Genomic DNA, 12,526 nt, shown 5'->3' with positions numbered 1-12,526 from the left:
TGGGGCGGGTCTTGCCTGAATATGCCTGGGTTTTTTCTACCCGGCCTTTTCAGCTGCTAATCCGGTCTGTCACTTCTGCAACCGCTTACGGTTGTATGATTCGTCAAACGCTTTTCCCTCAAGCTCGGGATCCAGTGTCAGCGGCTCATTGCAATGCATGCAAATATCCACCCGTCCCAGCATTTTTGTCGGCTTGCCGCAGCCCGGGCATATAACCTGCACTGCTTTTGTCGAGAGCATGCCGATCCAGAAATAAACCACTGTGCTCAATAAAATAAAGAACAGGCCGAACAGCATAAAAAGAGTTACAACAACCGGATGCGCCCGGAAAAACAGCCCGATATACATGACGATAAATCCGGCAAAAATCAAGCTTAAGGCAAATGTCCGAATTTTATTGATTTTGCTTGAATACTTTGCCAACACCATTCCCCCTTTCTTTTAACCCACATTTCGCACGTCTTAAATAAAATTCATTTTAATTTTTGAATGAACTATATTTAAACATTTTGGTGAGATGATATCTTCTTATTTTTGAGGAATTTTCGATAAAGTTCTATTGAATTCGACATTCTTTTCATGAATTCCTCCTGTTGTGTGTTATTCGCCTTTGTTTTCGACATTTTTTGACACGTATATTGATAGATCATACCCGCATAATTCAATGATTTTTTTGGCTTGTGAATCAATATTATCGGGTAAGAGCCTTAATTTTTGTCGATTTTGATTTATAAGGATCACGGTGATATCTTCTAATTGCTCTAACAATGCTTGACCTGTGGGTTGATAGAGTTTCCTTTTTCCTTTCAAGATTAGAGATAGGTTCTTTTCTTTCAGTTCTTTTCTAACTCGATATTCTAAAATTCCATAGATTAATAAAGCCATCACATACACAATCCCTAAGGCCTCAACCCTTTCCGGGGTTTTCAAGTAAATGGCATCAATCATTTGTGAATCTTTGATTAATCGGAAACGGGTCTCAACGGCCGACTGTCCTTTATAAACCCTCAAAACTTCTTGATTGGATAGTGTCTCCTCGTCTAATTTATTTGTGATTAAAACAAAAGTGCTGAGCATTCTTTTCTTATTTTCGATAAAATCATGATCTTTTTCAAACGATTCCAGTTGTATCTGATAGATTTGTTCTCGTTTTGTCTGTTCGTCCTTTTTAGGTCTTCCTCTCTTTTTTCGTTTGATAGGTTGATCACTCATCTGGACGTTTAGTTTATAACAGAAATATGAAGCCTTTTGTTTTTTCTTAAAAGATTGAATTGCTTCTAGTGCGTCCTCTTTACAATGAAAGATAACTTTACTTAGTTTTTCTATCTCTTTTTTTAATTTTATTTCTTCCTTTTCGATCGCCCGATTTAGGGTTTTCTCTTTTCGTTGATCTAAATTGTTTGAGTGGACAACAAGAAACCGGTAAGGAAGGTTTTGAATTTGTCTTTCAAAAGCTTGAATTTGGTAAATAGCTGCGTCTTTTTTATTGCTAAGTGAGCCTACCCTTTCCCAGTTATTGAGCAACCATGCCTCTTTCTTTAGTTCTGTGCTTAAACCGAATGTATCAGGTAAACGGGAAATAAACGATAAATTTTGTTGTTGAATTTCCGCTAGATTTTCCGTTGTGATTAATGCAGAATCGGCTTGATAAATGAGATTTTTCCAATCTTCATGGGAAAGGATTTTTCTCATCTTTTGAATGAATTCCACATTCCAAGATTTATCCGAAGTATTCCCATTTTCTACTTTTGCAAGAATAGGAATTCGTTCAGGTGTGACCCCCATCCCCAGAACGATTTGTTTTAAGTCAGGCCTATGGGCCTTACTATACCCGTACGTAATTTGCAGTCCATCTTCCTTCGGTTGTTTATATTCACCGTAAACAGAAATTGATGTTGTATCGTTATGGAGTACACCAATAGGAAGATTCAATTTTTTTAATGCTTTTAATGCAAGGGTGGAATATACTTTCCATGCTTCGGCTTTATACAAGTAATCTAATGCTCTTCCTAATGCATCATCATTTAATTGATCGGGTGAAACCGATGTATCGAAAAGCATCTCAGAATCTAGGTTTTGATAGAATTCATGAACCTTATAAAGGGGCTTGCCACTGCATAAAATGTTTAAGACAAGGGCTTTAATCCTTGTTCCGGGTGAGATATGACAACGGACAGAATCCCATTTGACTAAATCATTAATGGTTTTTTCGAGTTCTATTTCATCACACAGTTTAGATAAAAGTTGAGACGGCCCCACATGTAAGGTTAAAATTTGATCTGACATAAAAATTTCCTCGTCTTCCCCTAGTTTAGATAATCATTCAATTCTACAAAGAAGGAGAAAATTCCTTTAAAAAAATCTTAAAATGGAAAAATTTACGTGCGGAATATGCGTTTTAAATATAACATAACTGGCGAAAAAGGAAGGAATGCAATATACTGAAATTTGTTTCGAAAATTTGCAGGGGATTCCCCGGGATTTGCAGAAATACGTTCATAGAAAGCATGATGGAGGAATGACGCATGAGAGACATTTTAAGGCCGATTTACCAGGAAAGGGCAAGCCTTCCAAATACCCTTTCTGTCCTGTATATTGAAAAAAAGCCGGATGAAGACGCCGCAACCAATTTGTTCGACGCCATTCTCTTCATCATTGTCAAAGAGCAGGACCAGCCGCTCTACGTCAAGCATTACCGCTATGAAGACAAAAAAGCCGCCTTATATGTCGTGGCAGAGAACCAGTTGAAAGAGTGGATGCTGTACGGGACAAACAGCAATATATTTGAATGGATTACAGAAGGGCTGATCTTATTTGACCGGAATGAGTACATGGCGCATTTAAAAGATGAAGTAAGGGATTTTCCGTTTCATGAACGAAAGGTCAAAATCGGCACGGAATTTGCCAAATTGATCCGTCGGTATTTAAACGGGAAAGACTTCTTCAAACAGCGCCAGTACCTCGATGCCTATAATCACATCATTCACGCCTTGCACCATCTCGCCAGACTCGCGGTGATCGAAAACGGCTTTCACCCGGAAATAACCGTCTGGAACCAGGTAAAGCAAATTGATTTGCAAATCTTCAAGTTGTACGAAGAACTGGTAACAAGTGAAGAGTCGCTGGAAAAGCGCCTTGAACTGCTCTTTCTTGCGAGTGAATTCCACATTTATTCGAAGACGTCGTTTGGCGCGCAGCATTTACTGGAACTGATGGAAGAACGGGAAGAATGGACAATTGACGAACTGCTTTTCCATCCAGGCCTTCAATCGTACAGTATTGACTTGCCTGTTCTGCTTGAATTTTTAATTGAAAAAAATATGATCGAGGAAATTACAGTGCCGACAAAGGGGCCTGAAATCTTCCATAGACGGTACCGGATTCCAAAAAAACAATAAAAAAATATCAAATTTAGTATTGACGCATAATAAATAACTTGGTATAGTTATATACGTCGCTGATGAACATGAAAGAGCAACGACGAAAGACGAAAAAAGTTATTGACAAAGACTTCGTTATGATGGTATAATAATTTAGTCACTGTCAAAACGGATTGTTCCTTGAAAACTGGACAAAACGAAACGTCAAATTCTTTTTGAGCTTTTATCAAACATCTTTACTGAGAGTTTGATCCTGGCTCAGGACGAACGCTGGCGGCGTGCCTAATACATGCAAGTCGTGCGGACCTTTTAAAAGCTTGCTTTTAAAAGGTTAGCGGCGGACGGGTGAGTAACACGTGGGCAACCTGCCTGTAAGATCGGGATAACGCCGGGAAACCGGGGCTAATACCGGATAGTTTTTTCCTCCGCATGGAGGAAAAAGGAAAGGCGGCTTCGGCTGCCACTTACAGATGGGCCCGCGGCGCATTAGCTAGTTGGCGGGGTAACGGCCCACCAAGGCAACGATGCGTAGCCGACCTGAGAGGGTGATCGGCCACATTGGGACTGAGACACGGCCCAAACTCCTACGGGAGGCAGCAGTAGGGAATCTTCCGCAATGGACGAAAGTCTGACGGAGCAACGCCGCGTGAGTGAAGAAGGCCTTCGGGTCGTAAAACTCTGTTGCCGGGGAAGAACAAGTGCCGTTCGAACAGGGCGGCGCCTTGACGGTACCCGGCCAGAAAGCCACGGCTAACTACGTGCCAGCAGCCGCGGTAATACGTAGGTGGCAAGCGTTGTCCGGAATTATTGGGCGTAAAGCGCGCGCAGGCGGCTTCTTAAGTCTGATGTGAAATCTTGCGGCTCAACCGCAAGCGGTCATTGGAAACTGGGAGGCTTGAGTGCAGAAGAGGAGAGTGGAATTCCACGTGTAGCGGTGAAATGCGTAGAGATGTGGAGGAACACCAGTGGCGAAGGCGGCTCTCTGGTCTGTAACTGACGCTGAGGCGCGAAAGCGTGGGGAGCAAACAGGATTAGATACCCTGGTAGTCCACGCCGTAAACGATGAGTGCTAAGTGTTAGAGGGTTTCCGCCCTTTAGTGCTGCAGCTAACGCATTAAGCACTCCGCCTGGGGAGTACGGCCGCAAGGCTGAAACTCAAAGGAATTGACGGGGGCCCGCACAAGCGGTGGAGCATGTGGTTTAATTCGAAGCAACGCGAAGAACCTTACCAGGTCTTGACATCCTCTGACCTCCCTGGAGACAGGGCCTTCCCCTTCGGGGGACAGAGTGACAGGTGGTGCATGGTTGTCGTCAGCTCGTGTCGTGAGATGTTGGGTTAAGTCCCGCAACGAGCGCAACCCTTGACCTTAGTTGCCAGCATTGAGTTGGGCACTCTAAGGTGACTGCCGGTGACAAACCGGAGGAAGGTGGGGATGACGTCAAATCATCATGCCCCTTATGACCTGGGCTACACACGTGCTACAATGGATGGTACAAAGGGCTGCGAGACCGCGAGGTTAAGCCAATCCCAGAAAACCATTCCCAGTTCGGATTGCAGGCTGCAACCCGCCTGCATGAAGCCGGAATCGCTAGTAATCGCGGATCAGCATGCCGCGGTGAATACGTTCCCGGGCCTTGTACACACCGCCCGTCACACCACGAGAGTTTGTAACACCCGAAGTCGGTGAGGTAACCTTTACGGAGCCAGCCGCCGAAGGTGGGACAGATGATTGGGGTGAAGTCGTAACAAGGTAGCCGTATCGGAAGGTGCGGCTGGATCACCTCCTTTCTAAGGGGAAAAGCGTAGGGCGCTCGTTCATCGGCGTACGGATTTCGAAGTCTTCGACTGAGATAAAGGAAACACGATGAGCCTTAAAGGCGAATCGATGCCCGCTTATCGTAGGGAGAAGACGTAGAAATACGCTAGCCGATAGCGCCCGGAGCTAGACAGAAAAGGAAAACTTCGTTTTCCACAATTAAGTTTGACGTTTCCGTTTTGTTCAGTTTTGAAGGTTCAATCCTTCAGTATGTGTTCTTTGAAAACCGGATAGGAGAAACAAACCAAGTAAACCGAGAATCGCTTATTTTTGGATTTAAACCTTTTTATGGTTAAGTTAGAAAGGGCGCACGGTGGATGCCTTGGCACTAGGAGCCGATGAAGGACGGTACAAACACCGATATGCTCCGGGGAGCTGTACGTAAGCTTTGATCCGGAGATTTCCGAATGGGGAAACCCCCTGTCTTTAATCGGACAGGATTCCTGCCTGAATCCATAGGGCAGGAAGGGCACACCCGGGGAACTGAAACATCTCAGTACCCGGAGGAAGAGAAAGCAATTGCGATTTCCCAAGTAGCGGCGAGCGAACAGGAAACAGCCCAAACCGGAAGGCTTGCCTTCCGGGGTTGTAGGACACTCATATGGGAGTTACAAAAGAACGGGGTAAGTGAAGCGGCCTGGAAAGGCCTGCCGGAGAAGGTAAAAGCCCTGTAACTGAAACTTCGTTCTCTCCCGAGTGGATCCTGAGTACGGCGGGACACGAGGAATCCCGCCGGAATCCGGGAGGACCATCTCCCAAGGCTAAATACTCCCTAGTGACCGATAGTGAACCAGTACCGTGAGGGAAAGGTGAAAAGCACCCCGGGAGGGGAGTGAAAGAGATCCTGAAACCGTGTGCCTACAAGTAGTCAGAGCCCGTTAACGGGTGATGGCGTGCCTTTTGTAGAATGAACCGGCGAGTTACGGTCTCATGCAAGGTTAAGCTGAAGAAGCGGAGCCGCAGCGAAAGCGAGTCTGAACAGGGCGAAAGAGTATGAGGCCGCAGACCCGAAACCAGGTGATCTACCCATGTCCAGGGTGAAGGCAAGGTAACACTTGCTGGAGGCCCGAACCCACGCACGTTGAAAAGTGCGGGGATGAGGTGTGGGTAGCGGAGAAATTCCAATCGAACTTGGAGATAGCTGGTTCTCTCCGAAATAGCTTTAGGGCTAGCCTCAAGCGGAGAGTTTTGGAGGTAGAGCACTGTTTGGACGAGGGGCCCTCATCGGGTTACCGAATTCAGACAAACTCCGAATGCCAAAAACTTATGCTTGGGAGTCAGACTGTGAGTGATAAGATCCATGGTCGAAAGGGAAACAGCCCAGACCGCCAGCTAAGGTCCCAAAGTATACGTTAAGTGGAAAAGGATGTGGCGTTGCTTAGACAACCAGGATGTTGGCTTAGAAGCAGCCATCATTCAAAGAGTGCGTAATAGCTCACTGGTCGAGTGACGCTGCGCCGAAAATGTACCGGGGCTAAACGTATCACCGAAGCTGCGGATGGACACCGTTTGGTGTCCGTGGTAGGAGAGCGTTCTAAGGGCGTTGAAGCCGGACCGGAAGGACCGGTGGAGCGCTTAGAAGTGAGAATGCCGGTATGAGTAGCGAAAGAAGGGTGAGAATCCCTTCCACCGAATGCCTAAGGTTTCCTGAGGAAGGCTCGTCCGCTCAGGGTTAGTCGGGGCCTAAGCCGAGGCCGAAAGGCGTAGGCGATGGACAACAGGTTGATATTCCTGTACCGCCTCTTCACCGTTTGAACGATGGGGGGACGCAGGAGGATAGGGCAAGCGCGACACTGGTTGATCGCGTCCAAGCAGTTAGGCCGGTGCGGAGGCAAATCCTTCGCGCCAAGGCGGAGCTGTGATGGCGAGGGAAATTAAAGTACCGAAGTTCCTGATTCCACACTGCCAAGAAAAGCCTCTAGTGAGGTGAAAGGCGCCCGTACCGCAAACCGACACAGGTAGGCGAGGAGAGAATCCTAAGGTGAGCGAGAGAACTCTCGTTAAGGAACTCGGCAAAATGACCCCGTAACTTCGGGAGAAGGGGTGCTTTTTGGGGTGTATGCCCCGGGAAGCCGCAGTGAATAGGCCCAGGCGACTGTTTAGCAAAAACACAGGTCTCTGCGAAGCCGCAAGGCGAAGTATAGGGGCTGACACCTGCCCGGTGCTGGAAGGTTAAGGAGAGGGGTTAGCCGCAAGGCGAAGCTCTGAACTGAAGCCCCAGTAAACGGCGGCCGTAACTATAACGGTCCTAAGGTAGCGAAATTCCTTGTCAGGTAAGTTCTGACCCGCACGAAAGGTGTAACGATCTGGGCACTGTCTCAACGAGAGACTCGGTGAAATTATAGTACCTGTGAAGATGCAGGTTACCCGCGACAGGACGGAAAGACCCCATGGAGCTTTACTGCAGCCTGATATTGAATTTTGGTACAGCTTGTACAGGATAGGTAGGAGCCTTGGAAACCGGAGCGCCAGCTTCGGCGGAGGCATCGGTGGGATACTACCCTGGCTGTATTGAAATTCTAACCCGCACCCCTTACCGGGGTGGGAGACAGTGTCAGGCAGGCAGTTTGACTGGGGCGGTCGCCTCCTAAAAGGTAACGGAGGCGCCCAAAGGTTCCCTCAGAATGGTTGGAAATCATTCGCAGAGTGTAAAGGCATAAGGGAGCTTGACTGCGAGACTTACAAGTCGGGCAGGGACGAAAGTCGGGCTTAGTGATCCGGTGGTTCCGCATGGAAGGGCCATCGCTCAACGGATAAAAGCTACCCTGGGGATAACAGGCTGATCTCCCCCAAGAGTCCACATCGACGGGGAGGTTTGGCACCTCGATGTCGGCTCATCGCATCCTGGGGCTGTAGTCGGTCCCAAGGGTTGGGCTGTTCGCCCATTAAAGCGGTACGCGAGCTGGGTTCAGAACGTCGTGAGACAGTTCGGTCCCTATCCGTCGCGGGCGCAGGAAATTTGAGAGGAGCTGTCCTTAGTACGAGAGGACCGGGATGGACGCACCGCTGGTGTACCAGTTGTCTTGCCAAAGGCATCGCTGGGTAGCTATGTGCGGAAGGGATAAGTGCTGAAAGCATCTAAGCATGAAGCCCCCCTCAAGATGAGATTTCCCACAGTTTATACTGGTAAGATCCCTGAAAGATGATCAGGTTGATAGGTCCGGGGTGGAAGCGCGGCGACGCGTGGAGCTGACGGATACTAATCGATCGAGGACTTAACCAAATAGAAAAGTGAAGGCCGCCTTGAAAAAGGTGCGCTGGAGCTAGACAATTCTCAAAGTTAGAAGTAAAAACGCATTCTCCGTTTACAGTTTTTTCTCCCATCCGGTTTTCAGGGAATCACATAATTCCTGTTGATAAGAAATGAAAACTTTGTTATAATGATTTTTGTCATTAAGGTCCGGTGGCGATGGCGGAAAGGTCACACCCGTTCCCATCCCGAACACGGAAGTTAAGCTTTCCAGCGCCGATGGTAGTTGGGGGTTTCCCCCTGCGAGAGTAGGACGCTGCCGGGCTTGTATTCCGCAGTAGCTCAGTGGTAGAGCAATCGGCTGTTAACCGATCGGTCGTAGGTTCGAATCCTACCTGCGGAGCCATCATGGAGAGCTGTCCGAGAGGCCGAAGGAGCACGATTGGAAATCGTGTAGGCGGCTAAAAGCTGTCTCAAGGGTTCGAATCCCTTGCTCTCCGTCATGATCCATATGGCCCGTTGGTCAAGCGGTTAAGACACCGCCCTTTCACGGCGGTAACACGGGTTCGAATCCCGTACGGGTCATCATTATAACTGGAGGATTAGCTCAGCTGGGAGAGCGTCTGCCTTACAAGCAGAGGGTCGGCGGTTCGATCCCGTCATCCTCCACCATTTTATCATCGCGGGGTGGAGCAGTCTGGTAGCTCGTCGGGCTCATAACCCGAAGGTCGCAGGTTCAAATCCTGCCCCCGCAATTTACATATAAAGGTCCCGTAGTGTAGCGGTTATCACGCCTGCCTGTCACGCAGGAGATCGCGGGTTCGATTCCCGTCGGGACCGCCATCCATTTTACATAATTGTGGCTCGGTAGCTCAGTCGGTAGAGCAAAGGACTGAAAATCCTTGTGTCGGCGGTTCGATTCCGTCCCGAGCCACCATTTGGCCGGTCTAGCTCAATTGGTAGAGCAACTGACTTGTAATCAGTAGGTTGGGGGTTCAAGTCCTCTGGCCGGCACCACGCAATATGGAGGGGTAGCGAAGTGGCTAAACGCGGCGGACTGTAAATCCGCTCCCTCAGGGTTCGGCGGTTCGAATCCGTCCCCCTCCATTTTTTAAAGGGGCATAGTTTAAAGGTAGAACAGAGGTCTCCAAAACCTCCAGTGTGGGTTCGATTCCTACTGCCCCTGCCATTATGATGGCGGTTGTGGCGAAGTGGTTAACGCACCGGATTGTGGCTCCGGCATTCGTGGGTTCGATTCCCACCATCCGCCCCATATTTATTGGGCCATAGCCAAGCGGTAAGGCAACGGACTTTGACTCCGTCATGCGCTGGTTCGAATCCAGCTGGCCCAGTATGCGGAAGTAGTTCAGTGGTAGAACATCACCTTGCCAAGGTGGGGGTCGCGGGTTCGAATCCCGTCTTCCGCTCCATTGATGGCGGCATAGCCAAGAGGTAAGGCAGAGGTCTGCAAAACCTTTATCACCGGTTCGATTCCGGTTGCCGCCTCCATCATATCATGCCGGTGTGGCGGAATTGGCAGACGCGCACGACTCAAAATCGTGTTCCTTCGGGAGTGTCGGTTCGACCCCGACCACCGGTATAATAGCATCACATTGAAAGCTGATGCCAAATGGAACGCTTCTCAAGATAAAGAGAAGCGTTTTTTTATTGCAATTATATTATTGAAGCCGAGGCCAATTTAAGTGGCTGCTTGAAAGCGTACACTTGTGAGTATCTATAGTTGTTTAACTTGTACAAAAAGGGAATTGATCTAATAAGAAAGGTTTGGAAATACTATCTTAGATTTTCCTTTTATAATGAGAACAGAACTGGGCAGCCTACTATTTACTAGGGTTGTTTTTTCTTTTTTTTACCGTAATCGTCCCATCTTTTTCAAGATAGGCCTGGTCAATTTCATCAAGCAAAAATACGCCCTGCTTTCTCAATAACTCCGACAGTTGATTCATATCAATTTTATTTTTTTTCAGTACGACTTTGTTAATTTTTCCTTTATCGATAATCACCGTTTTATCCCCGATAAGGAATTTTTCCAGTTTATCATAGCGATAAATGAGGATGTCAAAAATGATTTTAATGATGACCTAAACAGAAAGCATCACAAGAATGTAGTACCATTTTACACTTGAGTCATAAAGGCCGTTGCCGACGATTTCAGACAGCATTATGCTCCAGATGAAGTCGATTGGCGTAAGGTTTGAAATGCTTTTGGCGCCGGTACATTTTAGACAAAAAATGAGCGCAAGAAAGCCCATAATCAATTTTAATAAGTCCATGCCAATTTGCATCGCTAACCCCCTCCTTTAAAAGGTCCGGTTTTCTCTCGATTGTTCACTTTTACGGGGCTTTCCAACGATTGATCCAGTTATGCATACTGCTTCAACAAGCAGTCTATTTTCCATTTCGCCAACTTCATGAAGTTTGGATACCAATGCTCTTTCTGCTGCTTCTATTGGGAAGCTTGTACCCGAAACACCCAACGCCCATGGGTCCGATCATACGAGCACTGTTTTTCATTGCATTTTCCCTTAATTTCAGTATCATAAACGAACGTTCTCATCATTGGGATACACCGGACAGGTTAGGCAAATCATTTTGTTTTGGGAATCTGTTATTTTACAATAGATCTATCTTCACGAGTAGAAGGAAAGGAAGCGGACAATGGGTAGTCAAAAAAAGTTGAATGACGTTGCATTTTCGGTTTTAGATTTGATCCCCGTTTTATCTGGAAAGACACCGGCAGATTCGTTTAAAAATAGCCTAAGCCTCGCACAGCATGTTGAAAATTGGGGCTACAAACGATACTGGCTCGCGGAGCACCATAATATGGTGGGAGTAGCCAGCTCTGCAACGGCTGTTTTAGTCGGGTATATAGCGGCAGGGACGAAAACCATCCGTGTCGGGTCTGGCGGTGTGATGCTTCCAAATCATGCACCGCTTGTCGTGGCTGAGCAGTTTGGAACACTGGGTTCCATCTATCCAGGCAGAATTGATCTCGGCCTTGGCCGTGCGCCGGGTACAGACCAATTGACAGCTGCGGCGCTCAGAAGGAATTTAAGGGGCGGGGAAATGGATTTTCCGGATAATGTCCAAGAACTGATGAACTATTTTCTCTCGGATAAAGAACGCAGGACGTATGCACGGGCCGTCGTGGCAGAAGGGGTGGATGTTCCGGTTTGGCTTCTTGGGTCAAGTACATACAGTGCCACACTTGCTGCCAGGCTCGGCCTGCCGTTTTCGTTTGCAAGCCATTTTGCACCAGCGCAATTGTTTGATGCTTTATACCTTTATCGGGAGAACTTCAAACCGTCCAAGTATTTGCAAAAGCCATATGTGATTGCGTGTGTGAATGGCGTAGCAGCTGACACAGATGCAGAAGCAGAAAGGATCGCAACAAGCCTGTACCAGTTTTTCCTCGGCGTTATCCGTGGAAAATCGCAGACGCTGCAGCCGCCTGTCGATAGCATGAACGGGATTTGGACTCCGTTTGAAAAAGAAGCGGCATTGCGTCAGCTTGAATATGCTTTTATCGGTTCAAAACAGACAATCAAAGAGAAAATGGAAGAATTTTTGGATGATACACAGGTCGATGAGTTGATGTTTGTATCGCATATTTACAACCATGAAGAGCGGCTGCGGTCTTATGAGATCCTAAGTGAACTGAAGGAAGATCATATGTGAATAGGGGAGCTGTTTTGCTTCCCTTTTTCACACAATGGTTATTGACATTTTTTACGATCTGGATATAATTATAAAAGTGACATAACAAACAGTTTTGTTTGAGATTCATAGGATCATGCCGGTGTGGCGGAATTGGCAGACGCGCACGACTCAAAATCGTGTTCCTTCGGGAGTGTCGGTTCGACCCCGACCACCGGTATCAAAAGATCACATTTCAGTTTTTCGGTAAAACGTTCCTTATAATCTAGTAAGGAGCGTTTTTTCATTTTCCGGAAGAAGTCACTCTCTTCAATCGGTGAAGGGCAGAAGGTAAGGGATGAATTTCGGTTTGCATTTACTAAAGCAGCTCTGAGGAGTAAAAATTTTTCGTGATAATTTAACTATTCCCCCCCCAAAAATGCGGCTAAATATGTAATAATTTAAATAATTAGAGCTTGCTG

The 12,526-nt window shown here is 47.1% G+C and carries 6 protein-coding genes, 16 tRNA genes and 3 rRNA genes; 21 read left to right on the top strand and 4 right to left on the bottom strand.

Annotated features, from left to right (window positions below; translation table 11 throughout):
* Positions 1–69 precede the first annotated feature (69 nt).
* Together NST20_RS12180 and NST20_RS12175 are read right to left on the bottom strand one after the other, a co-directional pair.
* Complete coding sequence (locus tag NST20_RS12180; protein ID WP_342399514.1) at positions 70–426, bottom strand: YgzB family protein; 357 nt, start codon at positions 424–426, stop codon at positions 70–72.
* Between the two features lie 174 nt (positions 427–600).
* Positions 601–2,286, bottom strand: a complete 1,686-nt coding sequence (locus NST20_RS12175) for an IS1634 family transposase (RefSeq protein ID WP_342399513.1) — start codon at positions 2,284–2,286, stop codon at positions 601–603.
* Positions 2,287–2,525: 239 nt separating this feature from the next.
* Here NST20_RS12175 and NST20_RS12170 point away from each other — a divergent pair, with 239 nt between their 5' ends.
* From NST20_RS12170 to NST20_RS12080, 19 genes are all read left to right on the top strand, one after another.
* Positions 2,526–3,398 carry a nucleotidyltransferase-like protein gene (locus NST20_RS12170; RefSeq protein ID WP_342399512.1) on the top strand — a complete coding sequence of 291 codons (873 nt, stop codon included), beginning with the start codon at positions 2,526–2,528 and terminating at the stop codon, positions 3,396–3,398.
* A gap of 217 nt (positions 3,399–3,615) precedes the next feature.
* A 16S ribosomal RNA gene (locus NST20_RS12165) occupies positions 3,616–5,169 on the top strand.
* A 318-nt stretch (positions 5,170–5,487) separates the two neighbouring features.
* Positions 5,488–8,420, top strand: a 23S ribosomal RNA gene (locus NST20_RS12160).
* Positions 8,421–8,596: 176 nt separating this feature from the next.
* Positions 8,597–8,712: ribosomal RNA gene (rrf, locus tag NST20_RS12155) — 5S ribosomal RNA — on the top strand.
* The 16S, 23S and 5S rRNA genes sit together here with 15 tRNA genes alongside, the layout of an rRNA operon.
* Positions 8,713–8,718: 6 nt before the next feature.
* A tRNA-Asn gene (locus NST20_RS12150) sits at positions 8,719–8,793 on the top strand.
* A gap of 4 nt (positions 8,794–8,797) precedes the next feature.
* Positions 8,798–8,887 (top strand) — tRNA-Ser (locus tag NST20_RS12145).
* A gap of 13 nt (positions 8,888–8,900) precedes the next feature.
* Positions 8,901–8,972, top strand: a tRNA-Glu gene (locus NST20_RS12140).
* 11 nt (positions 8,973–8,983) lie between these two features.
* A tRNA-Val gene (locus NST20_RS12135) sits at positions 8,984–9,059 on the top strand.
* Between the two features lie 9 nt (positions 9,060–9,068).
* Positions 9,069–9,142 (top strand) — tRNA-Met (locus tag NST20_RS12130).
* A 12-nt stretch (positions 9,143–9,154) separates the two neighbouring features.
* Positions 9,155–9,230: transfer RNA gene (locus NST20_RS12125), tRNA-Asp, on the top strand.
* Between the two features lie 18 nt (positions 9,231–9,248).
* A tRNA-Phe gene (locus NST20_RS12120) sits at positions 9,249–9,324 on the top strand.
* 4 nt (positions 9,325–9,328) lie between these two features.
* Positions 9,329–9,404: transfer RNA gene (locus NST20_RS12115), tRNA-Thr, on the top strand.
* Positions 9,405–9,412: 8 nt separating this feature from the next.
* Positions 9,413–9,494: transfer RNA gene (locus tag NST20_RS12110), tRNA-Tyr, on the top strand.
* An 8-nt stretch (positions 9,495–9,502) separates the two neighbouring features.
* Positions 9,503–9,576: transfer RNA gene (locus NST20_RS12105), tRNA-Trp, on the top strand.
* A gap of 8 nt (positions 9,577–9,584) precedes the next feature.
* Positions 9,585–9,660 (top strand) — tRNA-His (locus NST20_RS12100).
* Positions 9,661–9,667: 7 nt separating this feature from the next.
* A tRNA-Gln gene (locus tag NST20_RS12095) sits at positions 9,668–9,739 on the top strand.
* A 3-nt stretch (positions 9,740–9,742) separates the two neighbouring features.
* Positions 9,743–9,817 (top strand) — tRNA-Gly (locus tag NST20_RS12090).
* Positions 9,818–9,822: 5 nt separating this feature from the next.
* Positions 9,823–9,896 (top strand) — tRNA-Cys (locus NST20_RS12085).
* Between the two features lie 9 nt (positions 9,897–9,905).
* Positions 9,906–9,987: transfer RNA gene (locus NST20_RS12080), tRNA-Leu, on the top strand.
* Positions 9,988–10,228: 241 nt separating this feature from the next.
* Here NST20_RS12080 and NST20_RS12075 read toward each other — a convergent pair.
* Together NST20_RS12075 and NST20_RS12070 are read right to left on the bottom strand one after the other, a co-directional pair.
* Positions 10,229–10,441, bottom strand: a complete 213-nt coding sequence (locus NST20_RS12075) for a YetF domain-containing protein (RefSeq protein WP_267471905.1) — start codon at positions 10,439–10,441, stop codon at positions 10,229–10,231.
* Positions 10,442–10,489: 48 nt separating this feature from the next.
* Entirely contained in the window at positions 10,490–10,693 is a 204-nt protein-coding gene (locus tag NST20_RS12070) for a hypothetical protein (protein ID WP_342399511.1), read from the bottom strand.
* A gap of 373 nt (positions 10,694–11,066) precedes the next feature.
* Here NST20_RS12070 and NST20_RS12065 point away from each other — a divergent pair, with 373 nt between their 5' ends.
* Together NST20_RS12065 and NST20_RS12060 are read left to right on the top strand one after the other, a co-directional pair.
* The gene (locus NST20_RS12065; RefSeq protein ID WP_017550137.1) at positions 11,067–12,086 is read left to right on the top strand and encodes an LLM class flavin-dependent oxidoreductase; all 1,020 of its coding nucleotides are present in this window, start codon (positions 11,067–11,069) and stop codon (positions 12,084–12,086) included.
* Positions 12,087–12,203: 117 nt separating this feature from the next.
* A tRNA-Leu gene (locus NST20_RS12060) sits at positions 12,204–12,285 on the top strand.
* The last annotated feature ends 241 nt before the right edge of the window (positions 12,286–12,526 follow it).

Origin of the sequence: Weizmannia sp. FSL W8-0676 (assembly GCF_038593015.1) — a bacterium.
Taxonomy (GTDB): Bacteria; Bacillota; Bacilli; order Bacillales; family Bacillaceae_C; genus Weizmannia; species Weizmannia coagulans.
This window is presented reverse-complemented; position numbering and strand designations above follow the sequence as displayed.